The organism is Paenibacillus jepli (assembly GCF_047238105.1).
Lineage (GTDB): Bacteria > Bacillota > Bacilli > Paenibacillales > Paenibacillaceae > Paenibacillus_D.
Genome location: NZ_JBDFMD010000001.1, coordinates 4,723,942 through 4,749,116 on the forward strand (window position 1 = coordinate 4,723,942; position 25,175 = coordinate 4,749,116).

General features: G+C 58.6%; 19 protein-coding genes and 2 riboswitches. Of the genes, 17 read left to right on the forward strand and 2 right to left on the reverse strand.

Annotation, left to right across the window (positions count from 1 at the left end):
* Nucleotides 1–246 precede the first annotated feature (246 nt).
* Entirely contained in the window at nucleotides 247–942 is a 696-nt protein-coding gene (locus ABC336_RS20410; protein WP_413240400.1) for a Crp/Fnr family transcriptional regulator, read from the forward strand.
* A gap of 72 nt (nucleotides 943–1,014) precedes the next feature.
* Here ABC336_RS20410 and ABC336_RS20415 read toward each other — a convergent pair whose 3' ends face one another.
* The gene (locus ABC336_RS20415) at nucleotides 1,015–1,845 is read right to left on the reverse strand and encodes a helix-turn-helix domain-containing protein (protein ID WP_413240401.1); all 831 of its coding nucleotides are present in this window, start codon (nucleotides 1,843–1,845) and stop codon (nucleotides 1,015–1,017) included.
* A gap of 88 nt (nucleotides 1,846–1,933) precedes the next feature.
* On the opposite strand from ABC336_RS20415, the gene ABC336_RS20420 reads away from it, so the two are divergent.
* The 6 genes from ABC336_RS20420 (at nucleotide 1,934) to ABC336_RS20445 (ending at nucleotide 10,788) form a co-directional block, all read left to right on the forward strand.
* Nucleotides 1,934–2,701: a sugar phosphate isomerase/epimerase family protein gene (locus ABC336_RS20420; RefSeq protein ID WP_413240402.1), complete on the forward strand. Its 768-nt coding sequence runs from the start codon at nucleotides 1,934–1,936 to the stop codon at nucleotides 2,699–2,701.
* A 40-nt stretch (nucleotides 2,702–2,741) separates the two neighbouring features.
* Nucleotides 2,742–3,761, forward strand: coding sequence for a Gfo/Idh/MocA family protein (locus tag ABC336_RS20425; protein ID WP_413240403.1), 1,020 nt, complete (start codon nucleotides 2,742–2,744; stop codon nucleotides 3,759–3,761).
* Nucleotides 3,762–3,894: 133 nt separating this feature from the next.
* Nucleotides 3,895–4,773: a hypothetical protein gene (locus ABC336_RS20430; RefSeq protein WP_413240404.1), complete on the forward strand. Its 879-nt coding sequence runs from the start codon at nucleotides 3,895–3,897 to the stop codon at nucleotides 4,771–4,773.
* Between the two features lie 233 nt (nucleotides 4,774–5,006).
* A riboswitch (purine riboswitch) is annotated at nucleotides 5,007–5,106 on the forward strand.
* A gap of 133 nt (nucleotides 5,107–5,239) precedes the next feature.
* Nucleotides 5,240–6,631 carry an NCS2 family permease gene (locus tag ABC336_RS20435; protein WP_413240405.1) on the forward strand — a complete coding sequence of 464 codons (1,392 nt, stop codon included), beginning with the start codon at nucleotides 5,240–5,242 and terminating at the stop codon, nucleotides 6,629–6,631.
* 318 nt (nucleotides 6,632–6,949) lie between these two features.
* The gene (gene mgtE, locus ABC336_RS20440) at nucleotides 6,950–8,308 is read left to right on the forward strand and encodes a magnesium transporter (protein ID WP_413240406.1); all 1,359 of its coding nucleotides are present in this window, start codon (nucleotides 6,950–6,952) and stop codon (nucleotides 8,306–8,308) included.
* 116 nt (nucleotides 8,309–8,424) lie between these two features.
* Nucleotides 8,425–10,788, forward strand: a complete 2,364-nt coding sequence (locus tag ABC336_RS20445; protein ID WP_413240407.1) for a transglycosylase domain-containing protein — start codon at nucleotides 8,425–8,427, stop codon at nucleotides 10,786–10,788.
* 150 nt (nucleotides 10,789–10,938) lie between these two features.
* Here the strand turns inward: ABC336_RS20445 and ABC336_RS20450 are convergent, their stop codons facing one another.
* Nucleotides 10,939–11,397, reverse strand: coding sequence for a hypothetical protein (locus tag ABC336_RS20450; RefSeq protein ID WP_413240408.1), 459 nt, complete (start codon nucleotides 11,395–11,397; stop codon nucleotides 10,939–10,941).
* A 39-nt stretch (nucleotides 11,398–11,436) separates the two neighbouring features.
* Between ABC336_RS20450 and ABC336_RS20455 the strand changes: the two genes are divergently transcribed.
* The 10 genes from ABC336_RS20455 (at nucleotide 11,437) to purF (ending at nucleotide 24,824) form a co-directional block, all read left to right on the forward strand.
* Nucleotides 11,437–13,764 (forward strand): transglycosylase domain-containing protein, encoded by a 2,328-nt coding sequence (locus ABC336_RS20455; protein WP_413240409.1) that lies wholly within the window; start codon nucleotides 11,437–11,439, stop codon nucleotides 13,762–13,764.
* Between the two features lie 526 nt (nucleotides 13,765–14,290).
* Nucleotides 14,291–15,454, forward strand: coding sequence for a PstS family phosphate ABC transporter substrate-binding protein (locus tag ABC336_RS20460; protein WP_413240410.1), 1,164 nt, complete (start codon nucleotides 14,291–14,293; stop codon nucleotides 15,452–15,454).
* Between the two features lie 207 nt (nucleotides 15,455–15,661).
* A riboswitch (purine riboswitch) is annotated at nucleotides 15,662–15,763 on the forward strand.
* Between the two features lie 235 nt (nucleotides 15,764–15,998).
* On the forward strand, nucleotides 15,999–16,484 hold the full coding sequence (purE, locus tag ABC336_RS20465; protein WP_413240411.1) for a 5-(carboxyamino)imidazole ribonucleotide mutase: 486 nt from the start codon (nucleotides 15,999–16,001) through the stop codon (nucleotides 16,482–16,484).
* Nucleotides 16,481–17,668, forward strand: coding sequence for a 5-(carboxyamino)imidazole ribonucleotide synthase (gene purK / locus ABC336_RS20470; protein WP_413240412.1), 1,188 nt, complete (start codon nucleotides 16,481–16,483; stop codon nucleotides 17,666–17,668). Before purE ends, purK begins: the two co-directional genes overlap by 4 nt.
* Before the next feature lie 4 nt (nucleotides 17,669–17,672).
* A complete protein-coding gene (purB, locus tag ABC336_RS20475; protein ID WP_413240413.1) occupies nucleotides 17,673–18,968 on the forward strand; it encodes an adenylosuccinate lyase in 1,296 nt (431 codons plus the stop codon).
* Between the two features lie 286 nt (nucleotides 18,969–19,254).
* On the forward strand, nucleotides 19,255–20,136 hold the full coding sequence (locus ABC336_RS20480) for a phosphoribosylaminoimidazolesuccinocarboxamide synthase (RefSeq protein WP_413240414.1): 882 nt from the start codon (nucleotides 19,255–19,257) through the stop codon (nucleotides 20,134–20,136).
* 59 nt (nucleotides 20,137–20,195) lie between these two features.
* Nucleotides 20,196–20,441, forward strand: a complete 246-nt coding sequence (gene purS, locus ABC336_RS20485) for a phosphoribosylformylglycinamidine synthase subunit PurS (protein WP_413242569.1) — start codon at nucleotides 20,196–20,198, stop codon at nucleotides 20,439–20,441.
* A 3-nt stretch (nucleotides 20,442–20,444) separates the two neighbouring features.
* Nucleotides 20,445–21,140 (forward strand): phosphoribosylformylglycinamidine synthase subunit PurQ, encoded by a 696-nt coding sequence (purQ, locus tag ABC336_RS20490; protein WP_413240415.1) that lies wholly within the window; start codon nucleotides 20,445–20,447, stop codon nucleotides 21,138–21,140.
* The gene (gene purL / locus ABC336_RS20495) at nucleotides 21,118–23,361 is read left to right on the forward strand and encodes a phosphoribosylformylglycinamidine synthase subunit PurL (RefSeq protein ID WP_413240416.1); all 2,244 of its coding nucleotides are present in this window, start codon (nucleotides 21,118–21,120) and stop codon (nucleotides 23,359–23,361) included. The genes purQ and purL overlap by 23 nt, the downstream gene beginning before the upstream one ends.
* The gene (gene purF, locus ABC336_RS20500; protein WP_413240417.1) at nucleotides 23,346–24,824 is read left to right on the forward strand and encodes an amidophosphoribosyltransferase; all 1,479 of its coding nucleotides are present in this window, start codon (nucleotides 23,346–23,348) and stop codon (nucleotides 24,822–24,824) included. Before purL ends, purF begins: the two co-directional genes overlap by 16 nt.
* Nucleotides 24,825–25,175 lie beyond the last annotated feature (351 nt).

Below are 25,175 nucleotides of genomic sequence, written 5' to 3' on the forward strand. Positions count from 1 at the left end.
TATAAGTAGCTGCCATAATAAAACACTCCCTTCGTGTCAGGAACTGGCTTATCGCTAAGCTGTGTATAGATTATCATGAATTAACAGAAAAATCCATTCCAAATTTCTTGGCAGATGAACATTGGCGCCCAATCCCATATAATTTTCCACCCGCATCGCAGATGTCTACGATACCTGCGGCAGAGGAGGAACCTTGCGGGAAGGTGTCGAACCATGTAAGCAGGCTTTTGTGAAGGTGGGGATGAAGTGAACCAGGAGATGCTGAGGGAGAGGATCCCGTTTTTTCGGGAGCTGGCGCCGGAAGTGCTGGCTCAGGTGATGCCATGGATGCACGAGCGGACGCTGAAGAAGAATGCGATTGTATTCATCGAAGAGGATGTTGGCGACGAGATCTATTTTATCCTCTCCGGCTCCGTACATATCTACAACTTTGACGGGGTCAAGCGAGTGATCCTGGCGGTGCTGCAGGACGGCGACTTCTTCGGGGAGATGGCGCTGATGAAGCCGGGGCTGTTGCGTTCGGCAACGGCCGAGGCGATGTCGCAGGTGAAGCTGCTGGCGCTGCGGCGGCCGGATTTTGAAGGGCTGATCGAGGCCCATCCCCGGCTCGCGCTCCATATGCTGAACTATACGATGGAGCGGCTGAGGCGGGCCAACCAGCAGATCTATGATCTGACGTTCCTCAATGTACGCACGCGAATCATCAAACGCCTGCTGCGGATGGCCGGAGAGCGCGGCAAGCCGGATGCGTCCGGGACGGGCTCGCTGATCGAGGTCAAGCTGACACACCAGCAGATCGCGGATATGGTCGGCTCGGTGCGCGAGACGGTGACGAAGGTGCTGCTAGAGCTGCAGGAGGAAGGCCTGATCGCCATCCGCAACAAGATGGTTCATATCCCCGACCCTGATCGGCTGGAGGCAAAGATCGAGGAGGTCCAGTAGCGTTTGCAGGCTGCCCTCCGAAGCGCCGATGGGCGCAGTATCGATTCTGAAGAAGGGCATCCAGCCAAGACGCTACAGCTTGGCCTGCTGGCGGTAGTCGGCAGGGGAGAGGCCGAACTTGCGCCGGAAGACCCGGAAAAAGTAGGAGTAGCTGCGGAAGCCGCAGCTCTCGGCGATGTGCTCCAGCGTCAGCGAGCTGTAGCGGATCCTTTCTTCGGCGATGGCGAGCCGCACTTCATGGACATACTCGATGACCGTCATGCCGTGCCACTGCTTGAAGAGATGGGCCGTCCGCGACTCGCTCAGACCGATATGCGCTGCCAGGTCCTCCAGCTTGAAGGCGGTGGTGGCGTGCTCCTCGATGAAGCTCTTCATGCGCGAGGCGATGAAGGGCTTGCCGGGGGTGCTGCGGATCTCGCCGGCGAGCCGGTCGAAGCTGAGACATAGCGATTTTAGCAAACTCGCGGTGAGCTCCTCGTTCTCCGCCTCCAGCCGCCGCTTCTCCAGCAGCAGCAACCGCCAGAGCGCGAGCAGCTTGTCGTCGTCGGCCATCCGGATCAACTGCTGGCGCGGCCTGCGGCTCCACCACTGATCGACCCAGCTGCCGTCGCAGGCGAGGTAATAGTCGCCGCTCATCAGCATTGTGCCCCGGGTCGGATGCTGCACTTCGCTGACCTGCAGCCGGTACATGTCTCCGGGCTGAAAGAGCAGTAGATCGCCGGGGCCGACCGGGCACATCTCGCCGTCCACGAGGGCGTGCGCATGCCCTTCGGTCTGGACGCGGAACAGATAGGTGGCTAGACCATGGCGTTCTTCGGTATAGAAAGGCTGGGCATGGTAAGAGTAGCCGCACATCCGTACTCTTACCTCGGGCTTGGCAATAGTAATAGCAGAATTGTTCATGTCATAACCATATCCTACATTGTATATGGATTGCAATATTCCTATAATGGGTTCTAGTACGATATAAAACTGTAAGGGAAGTGCTACGATGAGCAAGATGGGAATCGGCTTGCAAATGTACACCGTGCGCGAAGCCGCTAATAGCGACATGGAAGGCACACTTCGCCAGATCGCCGAGATGGGTTATGAAGGCGTCGAGTTCGCAGGTTATGCCGGCGTGCCGGCAGACCGCATGCGCGAGCTTCTGGACGAGTTGAAACTGACTGCGATCGGCAGCCATGTCAACTTGGACAACCTGATCAATGATCTGCATGGTGAAATCGCTTACTTGAAAACGATCGGCGCCGCCTACGCTATTATTCCTTATGTCGGCGAAGAGGTGCGCGAGAGCACGGCGACCTGGGAAGCGCTGTTCGAGCGCATGCGTTCGATCGGCCAGACGATGAAGGAGAACGGCTTGACGCTGTGCTACCACAACCACGCCTTCGAATTCGATCTGAAGATCGACGGCGAGTACGTATTCGACGCGATGTACACCAAGATCGGCGCCGACTTGCTGCAGGTCGAGATCGATCTGGGCTGGGTACAATACGCTGGCGAAGATCCGCTCGCTTACATTGCCAAGTATGCGGGCCGTCTGCCGCTGCTTCACCTCAAGGATTTCCGCGAGGGTCCGAAGGATCAGCCGATCGATACGGTCGAGCTGGGCGAAGGCGATCTGAGTCTGCTGCCGATCATCGAAGCGGCGGGCAAAGCCAAGGTAGAGTGGATCATCGTCGAGCAGGACCGCTGCACCAACCCGCCGCTCGAGTCGGTACGTACCAGCCGCGAGTGGCTTAAAGCCAACTATAAGTAAGAACGCTGTTATTTCATTTTATAATAAAGGGGTTATACCATTGAAAAAAATCAGAGTCGCCGTGATCGGCTGCGGTGCGATCGCCCAGCGCAGACATATCCCGGAGTATGCAGCCAATCCCAATGTTGAGCTGATCGCCTTCGTCGATCCGAAGCTGGAGCGCGCCAAAGAAATGGCCGAGCATTACGGCGCCAATGCTTATGACAATTACGAGAATATGCTGAAGGAAGAAAAACCGGATGCCGTCAGCGTATGTACGCCGAACACGCTGCATGCGGTTCAGTCAATCGCTGCTGCGAAGGCAGGCGCTCACGTCCTGGTCGAGAAACCGATGGCAGTGACCGACGAAGAAGCCGAGCAGATGATCGCTGCGGCCAAGGAGAGCGGCGTGTACCTGATGGTCGGCCACAACCAGCGTCTGATGCCTCCGCATGTCAAGGCCAAGCAGATCCTGGACTCCGGCATTCTGGGCAAGGTCCTGACCTTCCGCACCTCCTTTGGCCATCCCGGACCGGAAGGCTGGAGTCTTGACGGCCGGGATAGCTGGTTCTTCCGCAAGGAAGAGGCTGCGCTGGGCGCGATGGGCGACCTGGGCGTGCACAAGTCCGACCTGATCCGCTGGCTGCTGAACGACGAAGTGGCAGCTGTTACCGGCTTCATCGGCACGCTGGACAAGAAGGACACCGATATCGACGACAATGCGAATGTTGTGCTGCGCATGAAGAGCGGCGCGATCGGCTCCCTCGTGGCGAGCTGGACGTACTACAAAGGCGAGGACAACAGCACTGTCATCTGGTGCGAGAACGGTGTCCTCAAGATCGGCACCGATCCGGAGGACCAAGTGATCGTCGAACTGCGCAACGGCTCTGTGGAGCGTCACAAGGTGGGCGCGATCGCGACCAACGAAGCGCAGACGACCAGCGGCGTGATCGACGAGTTCGTCAACGCGATCATCACCAAGACGCCGCCGAGCATCTCCGGCGAAGAAGGCCGCAAATCGCTCAAGGTTATCCTGGCGGCATTCGAGTCCGAAGCAAGCGGCAAGATCGTTTCTGTGTAATGCTTTTTAACCGCACTGCCGGCTTTCGTCCCTGTGGACGAAGGCCTTTTTTATACTTAAAAACGTGTATGTTTCCGGTTTTTTTTGAAACCTTTCCCTGACTCAATCGTCTAACCTAGTGGAGGTGTTCATCATGAAGAAAACTAACCGACTTGTGCTGATGACAGCCACAGCCGTGCTGGCGGTATCGCTGGCAGCATGCGGAGGAGGCGGCAATCAGCCGCTCGCACCAGGCTCCAATGTACAGAACAACGAGAATGACCCGGGCAATGGACCGGAGGAAGTGCCGACTATTGAGGGGGTTGGCATCTACAAAGGACAAATCGACAATAACTCCATTGAAATTGAGACAGCAGATGGCGCGCAGGCTTTCCGTCTGGCAGAAGGCATGGCCGAGCTCCTGGATGAGCTTGAGGATGAGTCTCGCGTTGCCTATACGTATGAGGAGCATCCGGTGGACGGCGACGACTCCGTCAAGCAGCTGGTGCTGACCAAGCTGGAGAAAGCCGAGGACGCGACAGGCGGCTCCGGCGGCACAGAGACCGGGGAAGAGCTGCCCCAGACCAAGACGCTGACAGTCACGGTCGAAGGAATGGAGGAAGCGCGCGAAGCCCAACTGGCCACGGCTGACGGGTACGCGCTGTATGTTCTGGACGTCCTGGAGTTCGACCCGGAGGCGCATAAGCTGACGATGGCGGCTGACGATGCGCTGTATGCGGTCATTACCCAGCTCCCGGCCGATTACAACCTGGATATGCTGCGCGAGGAAGCGGATGCGAAGCTCTCCGAGATTGGTGAAGTTCAGGAGTTCACAGATGAGGACGGTATTCAGCGGATCACGGATGCGTCGCTGCATCTGGCAGCCACGGGCGATGGACGCGGCAGCCAGTATATCGTCAAGGAAGTGGACGGACAAGGCTATATCTTCGAGATCGAGACGGCGGCATCCGAGGCAGAGGAAGGCTTTGTGCCGTCGGTATATGCGACTCTCGATTCCATCATCAACCAATAAATAAACGGAGAGACCGCGGCTGCAATCTCTGCTCAGAGACGGCAGAAGCGGGCACAGGCTGTACTGACATCTCGGGGGGATGGGCGGTACAGCCTGTTTGTGCGGGGTTCTTGCGGGAAGTAGTTGACAAAGAGAGCGGCCCGTCCTTAAAATGAATCTGGACAAGCAAAACCGGCTTCTTTGTTATGAGATAGGAACAGCAGCGGGGAGCCTGTTGGATTGCTTGCGATCGATAACAAAAAAGCATACCTTTTCGTATAATTCCGGGGATCGGCCCGGAAGTCTCTACGAGGTCACCGTAATGATCTGGCTACGAAAAGCGGCAACGGATGGCGGCGTGATGCCGCGCTCGCTGTCAGCTGTTGCCGTTTTGCGCGAACCTGGATGAGATGCCTTGGCGACGAGGCCCCTCTTTCAGGTTTATTTTTTGTTCACATTCACTAAGTATTGGGGAGGAACAAGAAAAATGGAACGTTTCTTTCGTCTGAAGGAAAACGGAACAAATGTCAGAACGGAAATTATGGCGGGCTTGACGACTTTTATGACAATGGCTTACATCCTGGCCGTCAACCCGGGTATCCTCACGCCAACTGGCCTAAGTTGGGATGCAGTCTTCCTGGCTACCGCGCTCTCGGCGGGCATCTTCACGATCGCGATGGGTCTGTTCGTCAACTTCCCGGTGGCGCTCGCTCCGGGCATGGGACTGAACGCTTACTTCGCATCCGTCGTCCTTGCTTCGGCAGCGACCGGTCAGCCGATCTCGGTAGAGATGGCGCTCACTGCCGTCTTCATCTCAGGTCTGATCTTCATCCTGCTGACGATCACGCAGCTGCGGCAGATGCTGATCGTCGCAGTGCCGGACAGTCTCAAGCATGCGATCACGGTCGGTATCGGCTTGTTCATCACGATCATCGGCCTGAAGAACAGCGGCCTGCTGAGCATCGCCGTAGAGACGATGGATGATGTACAGGCAGGCACCTTCACCAACCTGCAGGGCTTTGAGTCGGTGATCCACATGGGCAGTCTGCGGGAAGAGGGCGTGTGGCTCACGGTCCTCGGTATCCTGCTCATCGCCATCATGATGGTGCTCCGCGTGCCGGGCGCGATCCTCTTCGGCATCGTTGCGACGACGATCGTCGCCATCCTGGTCGGCAATGTCGATGTCGGCGGCACGCTGACCGGACAGAGCTGGGCGCCGAACTTCGGCGAGCTGAACTTTATGGCCTTTGATTTTGTCGGCGTCTTCGAGGTCGGCCTGATCACGGTCATCCTGACGTTTACGTTTGTGGAGCTGTTCGACACCTTCGGTACGCTGGTCGGCACGGCCAACCGGGCAGGCTTCATGAAGGACAAGGAGAAGGGCCGCAAAAAAGTCGGCAAAGCGATGTTCGTCGATGCGATCGGCGTCAGCGGCGGCGCGATGCTCGGCACCAGTACAGTGACAGCCTATGTCGAGAGCTCATCCGGGATTGCCCAAGGCGGCCGGACCGGTCTGACCGCGGTCACGACAGGCGCCTGCTTCCTGCTCGCGCTGTTCCTCGCCCCGCTGATCCAGCTCGTACCGGGTTCGGCTACAGCTGCCGCCTTGATCGTCGTTGGCGTGCTGATGATGCAGTCGGTCAAGGAGATCGACTTCTCCGATATGGTCCATGCGGTCCCGGCGTTTCTGACGATTGCGCTGATGCCGTTTACGTACAACATCGCCAACGGCATCTCGTTCGGCATCGTGTTCTACGTCGTGCTGGCGGTCATCGCCAATCTGAGCAGCAAGACCAAGGAGAAATACAATGTCCATTGGCTGATGTGGGTGTTGGCCATCTTGATCCTCGCCCGTTATATCTTTATGGATGGGCATTGATAAGCTAAGAACAACGGTCTCACCCCCTCTGTAATATGGGCTAACTTTCTGTAACGCTTGCCACGCGGGCTATCGTTTCGAGATTACGGTTGAACAATAGAGCCGGATACCGAAACGAAGCTCCTGGCAAGTGTTATGTCGTTTAGAGGGCCATCCGCTTCTTGAGCAGATGGTGCAGGTTTCTCGTAATGATTTGGTAAAGCAGAGTGATGTCACGGTGAAATATAGTATATACTAATGGGATGGAAAACCAGATGCTGGGGATAAAAGGCCTACGCACTTTTTTGGGTTTGATCGGGATTGGAGGTTGGAGTCATCATGTTTGAGAACTTTACTACAGAGCAATTGATCGTCCACACAAATCTTCTCTTAAGCAGCCAGCGCCAGGAAGAATTCCAGCGTCTGGTCGAAGACATGCATCCGTTTGATCTCGCGGAGCTCTACAAAGGGATTGAAGAGGAGCTGAGGCCGAAATTTCTGGAACCGCTGGTGACGCATGTGATCACCGATATGATCCAGGAGCTGGATGCTGAAGCGCAAAATGAAGCCTTCCATCTCATCGGCCCGCAGCGGACTGCGGAAGTCATGGATGAGATGGACAATGACGATCTCGCGGCTTTTCTCGATTCCTTGACCGATGAAGAACGAGACGAATTTCTGTCATCCATGGATGTGCTCGAGTCGGGAGCGGTCCGCAAGCTGATGACGTATCCGCCGGAGACGGCGGGACGGATCATGACCAACCGGTATGTTTGGATACCCCGGCATTATACGGTCCGGCAAGCAACTGAGAAAATCCGCGACTTCGCCAAGATCTCCGAAACGATCAGTTATCTATATATTATCGATGAAGCTAGAAAGCTGCTAGGTGTTGTATCCTACCGGGATATCATCCTGGCTAAACCGGACGAGATCATGAACGATATCATGAGCACGCGTGTCATCTCTGTCCATGTCGATATGGACCAGGAGCATGTCGCGGATGTCATCCGGGACTATGACTTTACCGCCGTACCGGTTGTCGACGACGATGATGTGCTGACGGGGATCATCACGGTCGATGACATTATCGATGTCGTCATCCAGGAAGCCAATGAGGATATCCAGAAGCTCTCCGGCAGCGGCAAGGATATCGACTTCAACACGAAGGCGCATATCGCCGCCGGCCGCCGCATCCCGTGGCTGATCCTGCTGCTGTTTATCGGGCTTATCTCCGGCACGATCATCAGCACGTTTGAGGATACGCTCGAACAGATTGTGGCACTGACGTTCTTCATGCCGATGATCGCGGGGATGACAGGCAATACCGGCACGCAGTCGCTTGCTGTCGTGGTGCGGGGGCTGATCAGCCGTAAGCTGACCGCCCCGGAGATATTGGGACTCGTCCGGCGGGAGCTGATGGTCGGCATCCTGATCGGATTGACGTGCGGCATCCTGATCACGTTCTTCATCTATATCTGGCAGGGCAATGCGATGCTGGGACTCGTCGTCGGGCTGTCGTTGATCTGCACCTTGATTATCGGTACTATGGCGGGTACGATCATTCCGCTTTTGCTCAACAAAGTGGGCATTGATCCGGCTGTCGCCTCCGGTCCTCTGATTACGACGCTGAACGATGTGCTGTCGCTTTTTATTTATTTCGGCATCGCTACGATGTTTCTTTCTTACCTGGTGTAGCAAGAATTACCGCTTGTTTGAGTCTTCCTTCTAACGTTTAATATCGGGGTAGATTGTACAGAAACCGGGCGCCTGGGTCGAACGGTATAAGTGCAGGACCGGAAGGGAGAGTCACCATGCTGAAATCTTGGAAATTCTGGCGCAACACCGGGATCGTATTTGTAATGATGGCTGTATTCGTCTTCGGAGCAGCTTCCGTCTGGATAAATGGGCAAAATATCGACCGTTTGGAGGAGCCGCTGCCGGAGCCGCTGCTCATCCTCGATAGACATGGCGAGCCGGCTTCTCAACTCACCGGGGGACAGATGGTGCCGATTTCGCTGTCGGATATGCCCCAGACGCTGCTGGACGCCATTGTAGCCGTGGAAGACCAGCGTTTTTATGATCATGACGGGGTGGATGCCAGCGCGATGGCGCGGGCTTTTTTCCGCAATACGCAGGCGGGCGGCGTCGTGGAAGGCGCGAGTACGATCACGCAGCAGCTGGCCAAGAACCTGTTCCTCAGCTCGGAGCAGACATACGACCGCAAGCTGCGGGAGGTAGCGCTGGCGATCAAGATCGACAACACGTACACCAAAGATGAAATTTTGGAGATGTATCTGAACCAGATCTACTTTGGCGAAGGCAGCTGGGGCGTCCAGCGGGCGGCTCGGACGTACTTTGGCGTGGATGCCGGCGAGCTGACGCTGGCTCAGTCGGCGCTGCTGGCGGCACTGCCGAAGGCGCCGTCGCATTATTCGCCGATGGTTGATATGGAGCGGGCCAAGCAGCGGCGCAACCTGGTACTGGCGCTCATGCACCAGCAGGGCAGGATCACGGAGGCGCAGCTGCATGAGGCACAGGCGGAGGAGATCGTGCTCCATGAAGGGGCGCCCAACGAGCTGACGGGTCAATACATGTCCTATGTGAATCATGTCATCGCCGAAGCCGAATCGCTGTACGGGCTCACCGAAGATGAGCTGCTGCGCGGCGGTTACCGCATCTACACGAATCTGGACCCCAAGGTGCAGCAGTCGATGGAGGCTGTCTACCAGGAGGAGGAGCTGTTCCCGGAAAGTCCGGATGAGCGGATCGTCCAGAGCGGCGCCGTCATCCTTGATCCACAGACGGGCGGCATCCGCGGCATCGCCGGCAGACGAGGCGAACCGGTATTCCGCGGCTACAACTATGCGACCCAGCTGAAACGTCAGCCGGGCTCGGCCTTCAAGCCGATCGCCGTCTATGCCCCTGCGCTGGAGGAGGGCTATACGCCATCTTCCAGGCTCGAAGACACCGAGATGGACTTCGACGGCTACAGTCCGCGCAACTCGGATCGCCGGACGCGCGGCTCGGTGACGCTGGAGCGTGCGGTGGAGTGGTCTTATAACATACCTGCTGTATGGCTGCTCAATGAGATCGGTGTCTCCAAAGGGCTGGATTATATCCATCGTCTCGGCATCCCGACGACAGACCGCGACCGCAATCTCTCGCTGGCGCTCGGCGGGCTGGACGAGGGGGTCTCGCCGCTGCAGATGGCCAGTGCGTACAGCGCCTTCGCCAATGAGGGCAAACGGTCGACGCCGCATGCGATCCAGCGTATCGAGCGGAGCGACGGGTCGCTGGTGGCCGAAGCCGAGGTCCAGCAGGAGCAGGTGCTGGAGCCGGAGACGGCGTATATGATGACTGAGCTGCTGCAGAAGGTTATCGAGGACGGAACCGGTCAGAAAGCCGAGCTGGAGCGTCCGGCTGCAGGCAAGACGGGGACGACGCAGCTGCCGGATCTGCCGGAGTTCGAAGGACTGAACGGCACGAGAGATGCCTGGTTCGTCGGGTATACGCCAGAGCTCGTAGCGGCGGTCTGGATGGGGTATGACAAGACGGATGCCGAGCACTACATGACGACCTCGGGCGGCGACTTTCCCGCGCAGGTATTCCAGGCGCTGATGACGCGTGCGCTGGACGGAGAGCCAGTGCAGGAATTCGAGGTCTCCGAGGCATACGAGCAGAAAAAGCGCGAGGCCGAACGCAAGGCGCGTCAAGAGCGCGAGCGCCGGGAAGAGCAGCGCAAGCGTGAGGAGCGCGAGCAACGGCAGCGCCAGCAGGAAGAAGAGCGTCGCCAAGAGGAAGAGCGCCGCCAGCAGGAGGAGCAAGAGCGGGAACAGGAAGAGCTTGAACGAGAGCAGGAAGAGAGCCGTCAGGAACGCGAGGCTCGTGAGCGGGAGGAACGCAAGGAGCGCGAGCAGCAGGAGCGCGAAGAGCGTAGGGACCGCGAGCGGGAGGAACGCGAGCAACGCCGGGAAGAGCGGGATCGAGGACGGGACCAGAGTCGTGAGCAGGGCGGTGAACAGGACCGTGAACGCGAGGAAAGTCAGGCGCGGGCAAGCAGTACGCAGGTCGGGACGCTTTCCGCCCCGGCTCCCGATCCCGCGAACGCGGAACCGGAAGCTGTGCAGCCTGATGCCGGGGCCGACTCCGAGACGGAGGGTAATGCTGCAGAATAGGAAGTTCCGCGGGTCGGGACGCAAGGTCAAATCGGTGGGGTCGTCTTAAGACGGCCCGGCCGTTTTTTATACTTAATGGCGTATATGTTTCCGGGGCCCCCCGCAAAGTACCTGAGTACGCTTCGAAGCCAAAGTCGCACTTTTGTGGGGTTATTTTAGCTTAATGGCAGCTTCCAGAGCGGGTTTAAGCCGAATCCGCAGGCAGTTGCGCATTTTTTTTACAGCGCCGTCACCAGCCACGCCGCGTGCTGCAACACACCTTTTTTCCCTTGCAGCGCCGTCACCAGCCACGCCGCATGCTCCAACGCACCTTTTTTCCCTTACAGCGCCGTCACCAGCCATGCCGCGTGCTGCAACGCACCTTTTTTCCCTTACAGCGCCGTCACCAGCCATACCGCGTGCTGCAACGCACCTTTTTTCCCTTGCAGCGCCGTCACCAGCCATACCGCGTGCTGCAACGCACCTTTTTTCCCTTACAGCGTCGTCACCAGCCATGCCGCGTGCTGCAACGCACTTTTGTTCTCTTGCTTTACCTTCCCGGCATCCCGATTTTTCGCCATTTTCCAGCATGCCTTGCGACTTTTTAGGCGCCGGACTCGTATAATACATATTACAGAATCTTCTTGGGTCCAGGGGGGAGAAGACAGCATGTTGAAATCTCGGAAGTTCTGGCTTCACACGGGCATCGCTTTTGCGGGGCTGATGATCGTGTTTTTTGTGGCCGCATCGGCCTGGATTAATGGACAAGATATTGATCGCTTGGAGGATCCGCTCCCGGAGCCGACGCTGATCCTGGATATGGACGGCGAACCGGCCTCCCAGCTTGCGGCGGCGCGTCTGGTGCCGATCTCGATCGAGGAGATGCCGCAGACGCTGCTGGATGGGATCGTCGCTGTCGAGGACCAGCGGTTCTATGATCACGGCGGCATCAGCATCAGTGCGATGGCACGGGCATTTATCCGCAATACGCAGGCAGGCGGCGTTGTCGAGGGAGCGAGCACGATCACCCAGCAGCTGGCCAAAAACCTGTTTCTCAGCGCGGATCGGACGTATGACCGCAAACTGAAGGAAGCTGCGCTGGCGATGAAGATTGACCGGACTTATACCAAAGATGAAATATTGGAGATGTATCTGAATCAGATCTACTTTGGCGAAGGCGCTTGGGGCGTCCAGCAGGCCTCGCGGACTTATTTTGGCAAGGACGCCTCCGAGCTGACGCTTGCCGAATCGGCGATGCTGGCGGCGCTGCCGAAGGCGCCGTCGCATTACTCGCCGTTCGTGGACAAGGCAAGGGCGCTGCAGCGTCGCAATCTCGTGCTGAAACTCATGCAGCAGCAAGGCAAGATCTCGGAGCAGGAGATGCAGCAGGCGCAGGCCGAGGAGGTTACACTGTACGAAGGCTCTCCTAATGAGCTGGCTGGACAATATCAGTCCTATGTCAACCACTTGATCTCGGAAGCTGAAGCGCTGTACAGTCTGACGGAGGACGACCTGCTGCGTGGAGGCTACCGCATCTATTCGACGCTGGATCCCAAGGTGCAGCAGGCGATGGAGGACGTGTACAGAGAGGACGAGCTGTTCCCGGCCAGTCCGGACGAGACGATCGTCCAGAGCGGCGCCGTCATCCTGGATCCCCGGACAGGGGGGATCAGAGGCATCGTCGGCCGGCGAGGCGACCCGGTGTTTCGCGGATACAACTACGCGACGCAGCTGAAGCGTCAGCCCGGCTCGGCGTTCAAGCCGATCGCCGTCTACGCGCCGGCGCTTGAGGCTGGCTATACGCCTTATTCCCGTCTGGAGGACGTGGAGACCGATTTCGAGGGCTATCAGCCGCGCAATGCCGACCGCCGGACGCGGGGCGTCGTGACTTTGGAGCAGGCCGTGGAGAGCTCTTACAACATTCCCGCTGTATGGCTGCTCAATGAGGTCGGTGTCGCCCGGGGGCTGGAATATATCCACCGGCTGGGCATCCCGACGACCGATCACGACCGCAGTCTCAGCCTGGCGCTTGGCGGGATGAATGAAGGCGTGTCGCCGCTGCAGATGGCCAGCGCATACAGCGCTTTTGCCAATGAAGGCAAGCGGACGACACCGCATGCGATCCTGCGCATCGAGCGCAAGGACGGCTCGCTCGTCGCCGAAGCCAAGGTGGAGGAGCAGCAAGTGCTGGCCGCCGAGACTGCCTATATGATGACCGAGCTGCTGCAGGGCGTCGTTGAGGAAGGAACGGGCCAGAAGGCCAAGCTGCCGCGCCCGGTTGCCGGCAAGACAGGGACGACGCAGCTGCCCGATCTGCCGGAGTTCAAAGGTCTCAGCGGCGCCAGAGACACGTGGTTCGTCGGCTATACGCCGGAGCTGGTGGCCGCAGTCTGGATGGGGTATGACAAGACGGATGCCCGGCACTATATGACCAGCTCGGGCGGCGATTATCCGGCCCAGGTGTTCCAGGCGATGATGACACGGGCGCTTGACGGAGAGCCGGTCCGGGAGTTCGAGGTCTCCGAGGCGTATGCGGAAGAGCGACGCAAGGAGAGGTTCCGCGCCGCTTGGGAGCGCCGGCTGATCGAGTGGGAGCATGGCCGCTACGAGAAGCAAGTGGAGCGTGAAGCGCGGGCCCGTGAGCGTGAGGAGGAGCGGCGCATCCAGGCCGAGGAGCGCCGAGAGCGCGAGGAGCAGAAGCGCCTCGAACGCGAGCAGAAGAAGCTGGAGCGCGAGCGTGAGCGGCAGGAACAGGCGGAACAGCGCGAGCGTGAGCGGCAGGAGCGCGAAGCCGAGAAGGCGCGGGAACGCGAAGCGCGGGAAGCCCAGAAAGAGCAAGAACGCCGGGAGCGGGAAGCGCGGGACGAGCAGAAGCGACAGGAACGCGAAGCGCGGGATGAGCAGAAGCGCCTGGATCGCGAGCGTCTGCGCGAGCAGCTGGAGCAGGCGCCGGGCGAGGATGTCGTAGCCGGTCAAGCGGCGCTGGATCTCGGCTGAGGGCAGCAATTGGCGAGAGGTTCAGGGAGCCGGCTGTCCCGCTTGGAAGCTGGCGGCCATCGAGGCTGGGCAACGGCACGATAGCCGACCGCCTTAGCCGGACGTAGCGGACTGCCCGAGCCGCCGAAAAACCGGAAATGCGCATTCTGGAAAACCAGTGCGACACTGGCGTATGAACCATATTGCTGCCGTTTCACCTTGTCAGCGTCTATCTTGTCCGGCTGCGGAGGCGGACAGGGCAGACGCTATTTCTGCGGATGAGGTGCTATTGGCGGTAGATGCGGACAGGGGATCCGTTATGGGGCGGCAAACGTCGGATGTTAGTCCCAAATGGAGTGAATAACGAATCGTGTGTCCCTAAAGCGCTCTGAAATTAGTGTATCTGCAGGAATAGGCGCTATGAGGTCCGGAATTTTGTATCGTGCCCCGCCTTTGGGGATAGCTCGGTACCAGGCCAATCTGGTACTCTACACGCGGGGTGGCTGGAAGTATAATATCCCCATAAGAGATGAGGGGGATATTACCAATGAAACATAAGCAGATCCTCAAAATCGGGCTGGCAGCACTTTTGATTCCGGCCCTTGGCATGGCGGGCTTGGCGGGGATGGTGCTCTCGTCGCTGTATGGGGGCGACCGCTTCTATACTCCACTAATCGGAATTGGTACAGTGGGCGTGCTCGCTGCCCTGATCGTGCTGCTGTTCAGCCGTATCCCGATCCGCAAGACGCTGCTTGCGATAAGCGCTGGCGCCGCCATATTCGGCGTAGCGATCGGAATCTACGAGATCAACCGGGCGTATCATAACAGCTTTGCCCGTGTCGATCAGGGGGTGGACCTGTACGCATACCAACCTTTCCGGGAAGATACGAAGGCGGCACGGCTGGACCGGCCAGCCGCATTGCGCATCGACGGCCAGCCGCCGCGGATCGACGGAGCGACGGCGTTATACCCTTTGTATGCGGCGTTTGCACAGGCGGTCTACCCGGAGGGCGAATATGAGGTGTATGGCAGCGAAGTGCAATCCAGCAACACGGTCTATGCATATGCAAGTCTGATCAAAGGGGAGACGGATATCGTATTTGCCGCGCACCCTTCCCAGCAGCAGCTGGAAGAGGCCAAGGCTGCAGGGATCGAACTGAAGCTGACGCCGATCGGCCGGGAGGCTTTTGTCTTTTTTGTCCAAGCCGATAATCCTGTTCGGGGATTGACTATGGAGGATATACGCGACATCTACTCCGGCCGGGTGACGAACTGGTGGGATGTCGGAGGCAAGGACTCGCAGATCCGAGCGTTCCAAAGGCCTGAGAACAGCGGCAGCCAGACGGCGCTGCAGCGGCTGATGGAAGGGGATGAGCTGATGACGCCGCCCAAGGAGGATGTGGCTGCCGGGATGGGCGGGATCATCGAGCAGACAGCGGATTATCGCAATTATCCCAATGCGCTGGGCTACTCGTTTCTTTTTTTTGCTACCGAGATGGTTGGGGGCGGGGAGATCCGTCTGCTGTCGGTCGACGGCGTGTACCCGAACAAGCAGACCATCGCCAGCGGCGCTTATCCGCTCACTTCGGAATTTTATGCCGTGACGAGGGATAGCGGACATCCGCAGGTCGAGCCGTTTCTGGAATGGATTTTGTCGGAAGAGGGGCAGGAGCTGGTTGAGAAAACCGGCTATATTCCACTTGAGGGATAGGAATAGTGTGTTTTTGATATGGAGCAAGAGTTCCCAAATGAAAGGGCATACTTTCCCAGATGCTCGGGTTCGCGCAGCCAAGCTGACATCAGGTGGCAAGATTCTTCAAAAGACCTTGTCAAAACACGAATGATTTATTGTATACAGGATTTTAATGTTCGTGTTTTGTTGTTGACAAGGTACGTAAGGATTGATACACTAAGGGAGGTTGTTTAAACGTGATTGTCTCGTATATTTTCGGGAATACGGCCCGATCGTCTCTACCCGAGAACCCTAAATTTTCGGACTACGAGCTTGGAATAGGAAGAGGTTGTCCCGTCTAGGGGCAGCCTTCTGCTGTCTTTTGCAAATGTTGCGCGGTTGTCTGGTGCTCCAGGGCTCCCGGAGAGAGCGCAACCGCCTTGCTGGCAGCGAATCTTCCTTGCTACGCTTCTAGTCCCGCAGCTCGTCCTTATCGTCGGAGCTCCCGGGCTTTTTGTTTATGGACGGCATTCGTTGATGCTTATTGTTGCACTTCAATAAATATAAAGGTGGGATTTATCTTATGTCTGCTAAGGTAGGCGTCATCATGGGCAGCAAGTCCGACTGGGACACGATGAAATTGGCCTGTGACGTACTGGAGGAACTTGAGATTCCTTATGAGAAGAAGGTCGTGTCGGCGCATCGTACGCCGGATCTCATGTTCCAATATGCGGAGTCGGCAGCGGAGCGCGGCCTCAAGGTCATCATCGCCGGCGCCGGCGGCGCCGCCCATCTGCCCGGCATGGTGGCCGCGAAGACACCTTTGCCGGTTATTGGCGTGCCCGTGAAGTCCTCCAACCTGAGCGGTCTGGACTCGCTGCTCTCGATCGTCCAGATGCCGGCGGGGATCCCCGTCGCGACAGTGGCGATCGGCAACGCTGGCGGCGCCAATGCCGGATTGCTGGCCGCGCAGATGCTCGGCGCTTTCGAACCGGAGGTGCAGCAGCGCGTCGTCGCCAGACGCGAGCGTATAGCCGCACAGGTCATCGAGAGCAGCGATACGCTATGAGCGAGACCACCAACATGCAAAGGGCTGCGTCGGCCGAGCCGCGGACGATCCTACCGGGAAGTACGATCGGCATCCTCGGCGGCGGCCAGTTGGGGAGGATGATGGCCCATGCCGGCAGTCGTCTCGGCTATCGGTTCGTAGCGCTAGACCCGACGCAGGATGCGCCCACGGGCCAGGTGGCGGCGCAGATCACCGCCGCTTATGATGACCGCGAGGCTGCGCGCGAGCTGGCCCGCCGCTCGGATGTAATCACGTACGAGTTCGAGAATGTCGACGCCGGCGTGGCGGCGATGCTCATGGAGGAGTCGTACGTGCCGCAGGGCAGCGAGCTGCTGTACACGACGCAGCACCGGCTGCGCGAGAAGCGTGCCATCGAAGCGGCCGGCGTGCAGGTGGCGCCGTATGCAGCGGTGAACAGCGAGGCCGATCTGCGGGAAGCCGTGGCGAAGCTCGGCGTGCCGAGCGTGCTCAAGACCGCGACCGGCGGCTACGACGGCAAGGGCCAGTGGGTGCTCCGCAGCGAGGACGAGATCGCCGAAGCCTACCGGACGCTGGGAAGCGGACAGGTGGAGCTGGTGCTGGAGCAGTTCATCCGCTTCGACATGGAGATCTCCGTCATCGCAGCTCGGAGTCCGCAGGGCGAGGTCGCTACGTTCCTGCCAGCGGAGAATGTCCATGTCGATAACATTCTCCATCTGTCGATCGTCCCTGCCCGCATCCCGGCCGGGGTGGCGGCAGAGGCGGAAGCGCTGGCGCGGCGGATCGCCGAGGGGCTCGGCGTCGTCGGCCTGATCGCCGTGGAGATGTTCCTGGCGGAAGGCAGGCTCTATGTCAACGAGCTGGCGCCGCGCCCGCACAACAGCGGGCATTATACGATGGAGGCGTGCCGGACCTCGCAGTTCGAGCAGCATGTCCGGGCGGTCTGCAATCTGCCACTGGGCGGTACCGGGCTGCTCACGCCGGTCGTCATGGTCAATGTGCTCGGCGAGCATGTAGAGCCGCTTCTTGAACGGATGGCCCGGCACGATGAGGCCGCAGAGCGGCTCGGCGTCGAGCCGAAGGTTCACCTGTACGGCAAGCACGAAGCAAAGCACAAACGCAAGATGGGGCACGTCAACGTGCTGGCCGCCGATACCGAATCGGCGCTGGCATGGATCGATGAGACGAAGATATGGAGGGCGTAATTACATGTTAGAACGTTATAGCAGACCCGAGATGAGAGCGATCTGGACCGAGCAGAACAAGTTCCAGGCCTGGCTCGAAGTAGAACTGTGCGCATGCGAGGCATGGGCCGAATTGGGAGTCATCCCCAAGGAAGACGTTGAGGCGCTGCGCAGCAAAGCAAGCTTCGACATCGACCGGATCAGCGAGATCGAGCTGGAGACGCGCCATGACGTGATCGCCTTCACCCGCGCCGTATCGGAGACCGTAGGTCCCGAGCGCAAATGGGTGCATTACGGCCTCACCTCGACAGACGTCGTAGATACAGCCAACGGCTATCTGCTCCGTCAGGCCAACGAGATTCTGCAGCGCGACATCGAGCAGTTCATCGAGATCCTCAAGAACAAAGCGATCGAATACCGCGATACGCCGATGATGGGGCGGACCCATGGCGTGCATGCGGAGCCGACAACCTTTGGTCTGAAGGTGGCCCTCTGGTACGAAGAAATGAAGCGCAACCTGGAGCGCTTCGAGCATGCTGCCGACGGCGTACAGTTCGGCAAGATCTCCGGCGCGGTCGGCACTTATGCCAATATCGACCCGTTTGTCGAAGAGTTCGTCTGCCGCAAGCTGGGCACCAAGCCGGCACCGATCTCGACCCAGACACTCCAGCGCGACCGTCATGCCGAGTATATGGCGACGCTGGCGCTGATCGGCACCTCGCTGGACAAGTTCGCTACCGAGATCCGGGCCTTGCAGAAGAGCGAATTCCGCGAAGTCGAGGAGCCGTTCGCCAAAGGTCAGAAAGGCTCGTCGGCGATGCCGCACAAGCGCAACCCGATCGGCTGCGAGAACATCTCCGGTCTGGCCCGCGTCATCCGCGGCCACATGGTAGCGGCTTACGAGAATGTGCCGCTCTGGCATGAGCGCGACATCAGCCACTCCTCCGTCGAGCGGGTCATCCTGCCGGACGCGACGATGCTGCTGAACTACATGTTGAACCGTCTGGGCAACATCATCAAGAACTTGACCGTGTTCCCTGAGAATATGAAGCGCAATATGCTCAGCACCTATGGCGTGCCGTTCTCCGGCCGCGTCATGACCAAGCTGATCGACAAAGGCTTCAGCCGCGAGCAGGCGTACGATACCGTACAACCGCGGGCCATGCAGGCCTGGGAAGAGCAGCGCCAGTTCAAGGACATCATCCTGGCTACGCCGGAGATCTCCGAGGCGCTGTCCGAGGAAGAGATCGACGATTGCTTCAACCCGTCCTGGCATCTCAAGCACGTCAAGACTATCTTCGAGCGGCTTGGTTTGAACTAATCCCTACCGCTTGCATACGTGAGATTATTGGTGTGGCTGCGCCGAAGCTGACGGCCCTTCTTTGATTGATGAGGCATACCGTAGCGGTTGAATCGATTCTGGAGAAGCGAAGCGCTCGCCTTTGTCCTCGGATTTCACCCTTTACAGGGGTTATACGATCTGGAAATCCGGGGACAACAGCGATCGTAAGAACGATTCAGTCCGTGCAGGTTTGTTTTCATCATATCAGGTACGCCTTCCGAGGTTAGCCCCACCACGATTCATTCTAAGGAGGCCCCAAGCCACGATGAATAGACAGCCCATCTCCACCGCAGTGGACTATATCAAAGCGCCGCTGCTGTACAAAGGCAAAGTGCGCGAGCTCTACGACCTCGGCGAACACTACCTGATCGTCGTGACCGACCGCATCTCCGCCTTCGATTACGTCCTGGAGCCGGCGGTGCCGGGCAAGGGCAACGTCCTGAACCGGCTGAGCGCCTATTGGTTCGAGCAGACGGCGGATATCCAGCCCAATCATGTCATCCATACCGACGTGGACAAGCTGGGCGATATCGTCACCGAGCCCGAGCTCTTGCGCGACCGGATCATGGTGACCCGCAAGGCGGAGCGCATCGATATCGAATGTGTCGTCCGGGGCTATATCACGGGCGGCGGTTGGAGACAATATCAGCAAACCTCCACAGTCAACGGCATCTCCCTGCCGGGAGGACTGCGCAAGAACGAGCGTCTGGAGGAGCCGATCTTTACTCCCGCCGCCAAAAACGATGTCGGTCATGACGAAGATATCCCGTTCCTTATTATGAAGGATCTGGTCGGCGACAAGCTGGCGCTGGAACTGCGCGAGCGCAGCCTTAAGCTATACGAGTACGCCCATGGCTACTGTGCGGAACGAGGCATCATCCTCGCAGACTGCAAGTTCGAGTTTGGTCTGATCGATGGGGAAGTCATCCTCATCGACGAGCTGTTCACACCGGATTCCTCCCGTTTCTGGGCCAAGGACCGCTATGCGCTCGACACGGAGATTGACAGCATGGACAAAGAGCCGGTGCGCCACTATCTGGCCCAGTCCGACTGGGACAAGAACAGCACGCCGCCGCCGCTGCCGGAGGAAGTCGTATCGGAAACGACCCGGCGATATATGGAAATTTATAATATTTTGACAAAATAGACGCCTGGCGCATCCCGTCCTTATTCAGCAATTAACGCCCACTTAGGAGGAATACGAAGATCATGAAAGCTAGAGTGTATGTCACGATCAAAGAGAATGTACTAGACCCGCAAGGCACGGCTGTCCAAGGCGCGCTGCATTCCATCGGATTCAGTGAAGTGGAGAAAGTCCGCATCGGCAAATATCTGGAGCTGGACGTGGACACGAGCGACCGCGCAGAAGCGGAAGAGCGGATCAGACAAATGTGCGAGAAGCTGCTGGCCAACACGGTGGTTGAAGATTACCGTTTCGAATTGGAGGGCTAATCCATGAAGTTCGCGGTACTTGTATTTCCAGGCTCGAACTGTGATATCGACTGCTACAAAGCCGTCGAGCAGACCGTCGGACAGTCGGTGGACTACGTCTGGCATACGTCGACAGACCTTTCTGCTTATGACTGCATCATCGTACCGGGCGGATTCTCCTATGGGGATTACCTGCGCTGCGGTTCGATTGCCAACTTTGCTCCGGTCATGAATGAAGTGCATAAAGCGGCCGTAGCCGGCAAATACATCCTGGGCATCTGCAACGGCTTCCAGATCCTGACCGAATCCCGCCTGCTGCCTGGCGCGCTGCTGCGCAACAACGGCATGAAATTCCGCTGCCACCAGGCGCTGCTCGAAGTAGTAAACAACGAGACGCCGTTCACCAATCAGTATGCGCAGGGAGAAGTCATCGATATTCCGATCGCTCACGGCGAGGGCAGCTATTATTGTGACGAAGCGACACTTGAAGAGCTCAAGGCCAATAACCAGATCGTGTTCCGTTATGTAGCCGGAGCCAACCCGAACGGTTCGGTGGAAGACATCGCCGGCATCAGCAACAAAGCAGGCAATGTCGTCGGCATGATGCCGCATCCCGAGCGGGCAGTGAGCAGCCTGCTCGGCTCCGAGGACGGCAAACGGATGTTTACATCGATCTTGAATGCATGGAGGGAACAGCATGGCGCAGCAATTAACGGCTAAAGAGCCGACACCTGAGCAGATCGTCGAACAGAAGATATACACACAATTTGGCGTGTCGGATGAGGAATTCGAGCTGATCTGCGGATTTCTTGGACGCCAGCCCAACTACACCGAGATCGGCGTATTCAGTGTCATGTGGTCGGAGCATTGTTCCTACAAGAACTCCAAGCCAATATTGAAAAAATTCCCGATCACAGGCCCCCGCGTTCTGATGGGACCGGGCGAAGGCGCGGGCATCGTGGACATCGGCGACAATCAAGCCGTCGTGTTCAAGATCGAATCGCATAACCACCCCTCTGCGGTTGAGCCTTACCAAGGTGCCGCTACAGGCGTGGGCGGCATCATCCGCGATATTTTCTCGATGGGTGCGCGTCCGGTGGCGCTGCTCAACAGCTTGCGCTTCGGCAATCTGACCAATGATCGCGTGAAGTACCTCTTCGAAAATGTCGTCAGCGGCATTGCCGGCTACGGCAACTGTATCGGTATTCCAACCGTGGCGGGCGAAGTGATGTTCGACGAGAGCTACGAGGGCAATCCGCTGGTTAATGCGATGTGCGTAGGTCTGATCGACCATGACAAGATCCAGCGCGGTGTGGCCAAGGGCGTAGGCAACCCGGTCTTCTACGTCGGCCCGGCAACAGGGCGCGACGGCATCCACGGGGCAACGTTTGCCTCCGTTGAGCTGTCCGAGGAGTCGGAAGAGAAACGGACGGCTGTCCAGGTCGGCGATCCGTTCATGGAGAAGCTGGTCATGGAGGCTACGCTGGAGCTGATCGATTCCGGTATCGTCCTGGGCATTCAGGATATGGGCGCAGCAGGACTGACCTGTTCCAGCGCAGAGATGGCTTCCAAGGCCGGTAATGGCCTGGAGCTGTACCTGGACGAGGTGCCTCAGCGCGAGACGGGCATGACGCCTTACGAGATGATGCTGTCGGAGTCGCAGGAGCGCATGCTCTTCGTCGTCGAACCGCAGCATGAGGCACAGGCGAGGGAAATCTTCGACCGCTGGGGCATCATTTGCGCCAAAGTGGGCAAAGTCACGGATGACGGGCGTCTCCGGTTGTTCCACCAGGGCGAGGAAGTTGCGGATATGCCGGTCACAGCGCTTGTAGATGAATGTCCGGTATACAACAAACCATCCAGTGAGCCGGCTTCGTTCCGCGAGAGCGCATCGATAGACACGGCTGCGTTTGACGAAATTACAGATCTGAACGGCGTGCTGGAGAAGGTGCTGGCCTCTCCGACAGTTGCAAGCAAAGAATGGGTCTACAACCAGTACGATTACATGGTCCGTACGGCTACAGCTGTTCGGCCGGGCTCCGATGCGGCTGTCGTGCTTGTCGACGGGACACGCAAGGCGCTGGCGATGACGACGGACTGCAACGGGCGGTATGTACATCTGGACCCTGAGATGGGCGGCCGGATCGCGGTCGCGGAAGCGGCGCGCAATATCGTGTGCTCCGGCGCGGAGCCGCTGGCGATTACAGATAATCTCAACTTCGGGAATCCCGAGAAGCCGGAAATTTTCTGGCAGCTGGAGAAGTCGGCAGACGGCATGTCCGAAGCCTGCGTGAAGCTGGATACGCCGGTTATCGGCGGCAACGTCAGCTTGTACAACGAGAATGCAAAGGGCGCCATCTATCCGACGCCGGTCATCGGCATGGTCGGTCTGGTACATGACATCGACCATATCACCACGCAAGGCTTCAAGAGCGAAGGCGACGTCATCGTGCTGCTCGGCGAGACAAAAGCGGAATTCGGCGGCAGCGAGCTGCAGTACGTGCTGAACGGCGCCCCGTCAGGACGTCCTCCGGTTATTGATCTGGACGTGGAGAAGCAAGTGCAAGGTGCGGTTCTAAGCGCCATTCAACAAGGTCTCGTGGCGTCGGCTCACGACTTGTCGGAAGGCGGCATCGCGGTCGCGCTGGCGGAGTCTTGCATAAGCGGCGGCAAAGGCGCGGATGTTTCTTTATCTAGCGACCTTCGTCCGGACCACCTGTTGTTCAGCGAATCGCAGTCCCGAATCTTGCTCTCGGCCAAGCCGGAGCAAGCGGACGCGCTGACGGCGCTTCTGAGCGAGCAAGGCGTACAGCATGCGGTAATCGGCACAGTAACAGGCAGCAGCCTCACCATCAACGTAAACGGCAGACCGGCCATAGGCACGCCGGTACAACAACTGGAGAAGGTCTGGAAGGATGCGATTCCATGTCTAATGAAGTAGAACAGCTCCCCAAGCTGTGGACAGGTGACCATTACAACGAAGGCATTGGCCGTGACGACATCTTTGACAAATTGAGAGAAGAGTGCGGGGTATTCGGCGCCTTTGGATTGCCGGCGGCGTCGACGCTTTCCTATTATGGGCTGCATGCGCTGCAGCATCGGGGCGAGGAGAGCGCGGGCATCTGCACAGTCGACTCCCAGAGCGGCGGGTTCCACTATCATCGGGGAATGGGGCTCGTCAAGGAAGTGTTCAGCCAGGATCGTCTGGATTCGCTGGAAGGCGACCGGGCGATCGGGCATGTGCGCTACTCGACCTCCGGGGAGAGCAAGATCGCCAACGCGCAGCCGCTTATCTTCAAGTACCGGGACGGCGATCTGGCGGTCGCCACCAACGGAAATATCGTCAACGCGCCGGAGATCCGCCGTGAGCTTGAGAATCTCGGCTCGATCTTCCAGACAACGAGCGATACCGAGGTCATCGCGCATCTGATCGCCCGCTCGCCCAAGGATTTCGTCTCGGCGGTGCGGGATGCGATGCAGCGGATCGTCGGCGGGTATGCGTTCCTGATCTTGTCCAACGACAAGCTGATCGTCGTCTCCGACCCGCATGGTCTGCGTCCGCTCGTCATGGGCAAGCTCGGATCCGGCTATGTGTTCGCCTCCGAGACTTGCGCTCTGGAGACATGCGGTGCGGTCTATGAGCGCGATGTACAGCCCGGCGAGATGCTCATATTGGATCGCGACGGGCTCCGCGTGGAGCGCTACGCTCCCTTGGAGCGGCGGGCGACCTGTTCTATGGAGTATATCTACTTCGCAAGACCGGACAGCGATATCAACGGCATCAACCTGCACTCCGCTCGCAAGCGGATGGGTAAGGAGATGGCGATCGAGTCCTTCGTCGATGCCGATATCGTCACCGGGGTGCCGGATTCGAGCATCTCGGCAGCGATCGGCTACGCCGAGCAGACGGGCATCCCGTACGAGCTCGGCCTGATCAAGAACAAGTATACCGGCCGGACCTTCATCCAGCCGTCGCAGGAGCTGCGCGAGAAGGGCGTCAAGATGAAGCTGAGCGCCGTCCGCAAGGTGGTCGAGGGCAAGCGTGTCGTCATGATCGACGACTCGATCGTCCGCGGCACCACTTCGCTGCGTATCGTCAACTTGCTGCGGGAGGCTGGCGCGACGGAAGTCCATGTACGGATCACCTCGCCGCCATTCGCCAACCCTTGCTACTACGGCATCGACACGCCGGACCGCAAGGAGCTGATCGCTTCGTCCAAGACGGTCGAGGAGATCCGCCAGGCGATCAACGCCGACTCGCTGCACTTCCTCAGCCATCGCGGCCTGATCGAAGCGATCGGCGGCAACCAGGGCGAGATGAACCGCGGCATGTGCCTGGCTTGCTTCGACAACGACTACCCGACCCCGGTCGATGCAGAAGCGGAGAAAAGCTGCAGCTGTTAGGCGGCGGCGCAGGCCGCTTAAGCCTAAAGCTAGGTCGTAGAGGCCGGAAACTGGCTGCGGCGGTGCGCTGCAAGGCTAAAAACTAGTCTTAGACGCTGGAAATCGGGTTGGCGGCACGCAGTAAGGCTAGGGCTACGACATGCCCAGCGGCATGTGGCTGCTCTAAGTAAACTTTTTTTCGCTACAGCTGCCTAAGCGGAGGTTGTGAGCCACTCTAAGTAAACTTTCTTTCGCTGCAGCAGCCTGGGCGGAGGTTGGGAGCGGTTCTAAGTAAACTTTCTTTCGCTACAGCTGTCCGTGTGGGACCTGTAGGCTCTCTGGCAATACGCGGACCTGTTAGTCGGACCAGGT

Excerpts from the sequence above, each read along its gene's own strand:
- ABC336_RS20435 (WP_413240405.1), top strand. The coding sequence starts at position 5,240 with ATGGAACGTTTCTTTCGTCTGAAGGAAAACGGAACAAATGTCAGAACG.
- purF (WP_413240417.1), top strand. The coding sequence starts at position 23,346 with ATGTCTAATGAAGTAGAACAGCTCCCCAAGCTGTGGACAGGTGACCAT.
- ABC336_RS20415 (WP_413240401.1), bottom strand. The coding sequence starts at position 1,845 with ATGAACAATTCTGCTATTACTATTGCCAAGCCCGAGGTAAGAGTACGG.
- purQ (WP_413240415.1), top strand. The coding sequence starts at position 20,445 with ATGAAGTTCGCGGTACTTGTATTTCCAGGCTCGAACTGTGATATCGAC.
- purB (WP_413240413.1), top strand. The coding sequence starts at position 17,673 with ATGTTAGAACGTTATAGCAGACCCGAGATGAGAGCGATCTGGACCGAG.
- ABC336_RS20480 (WP_413240414.1), top strand. The coding sequence starts at position 19,255 with ATGAATAGACAGCCCATCTCCACCGCAGTGGACTATATCAAAGCGCCG.
- ABC336_RS20450 (WP_413240408.1), bottom strand. The coding sequence starts at position 11,397 with ATGTATTATACGAGTCCGGCGCCTAAAAAGTCGCAAGGCATGCTGGAA.
- ABC336_RS20420 (WP_413240402.1), top strand. The coding sequence starts at position 1,934 with ATGAGCAAGATGGGAATCGGCTTGCAAATGTACACCGTGCGCGAAGCC.
- mgtE (WP_413240406.1), top strand. The coding sequence starts at position 6,950 with ATGTTTGAGAACTTTACTACAGAGCAATTGATCGTCCACACAAATCTT.
- ABC336_RS20445 (WP_413240407.1), top strand. The coding sequence starts at position 8,425 with ATGCTGAAATCTTGGAAATTCTGGCGCAACACCGGGATCGTATTTGTA.
- ABC336_RS20430 (WP_413240404.1), top strand. The coding sequence starts at position 3,895 with ATGAAGAAAACTAACCGACTTGTGCTGATGACAGCCACAGCCGTGCTG.
- ABC336_RS20455 (WP_413240409.1), top strand. The coding sequence starts at position 11,437 with ATGTTGAAATCTCGGAAGTTCTGGCTTCACACGGGCATCGCTTTTGCG.
- purE (WP_413240411.1), top strand. The coding sequence starts at position 15,999 with ATGTCTGCTAAGGTAGGCGTCATCATGGGCAGCAAGTCCGACTGGGAC.
- purL (WP_413240416.1), top strand. The coding sequence starts at position 21,118 with ATGGCGCAGCAATTAACGGCTAAAGAGCCGACACCTGAGCAGATCGTC.
- purK (WP_413240412.1), top strand. The coding sequence starts at position 16,481 with ATGAGCGAGACCACCAACATGCAAAGGGCTGCGTCGGCCGAGCCGCGG.
- ABC336_RS20460 (WP_413240410.1), top strand. The coding sequence starts at position 14,291 with ATGAAACATAAGCAGATCCTCAAAATCGGGCTGGCAGCACTTTTGATT.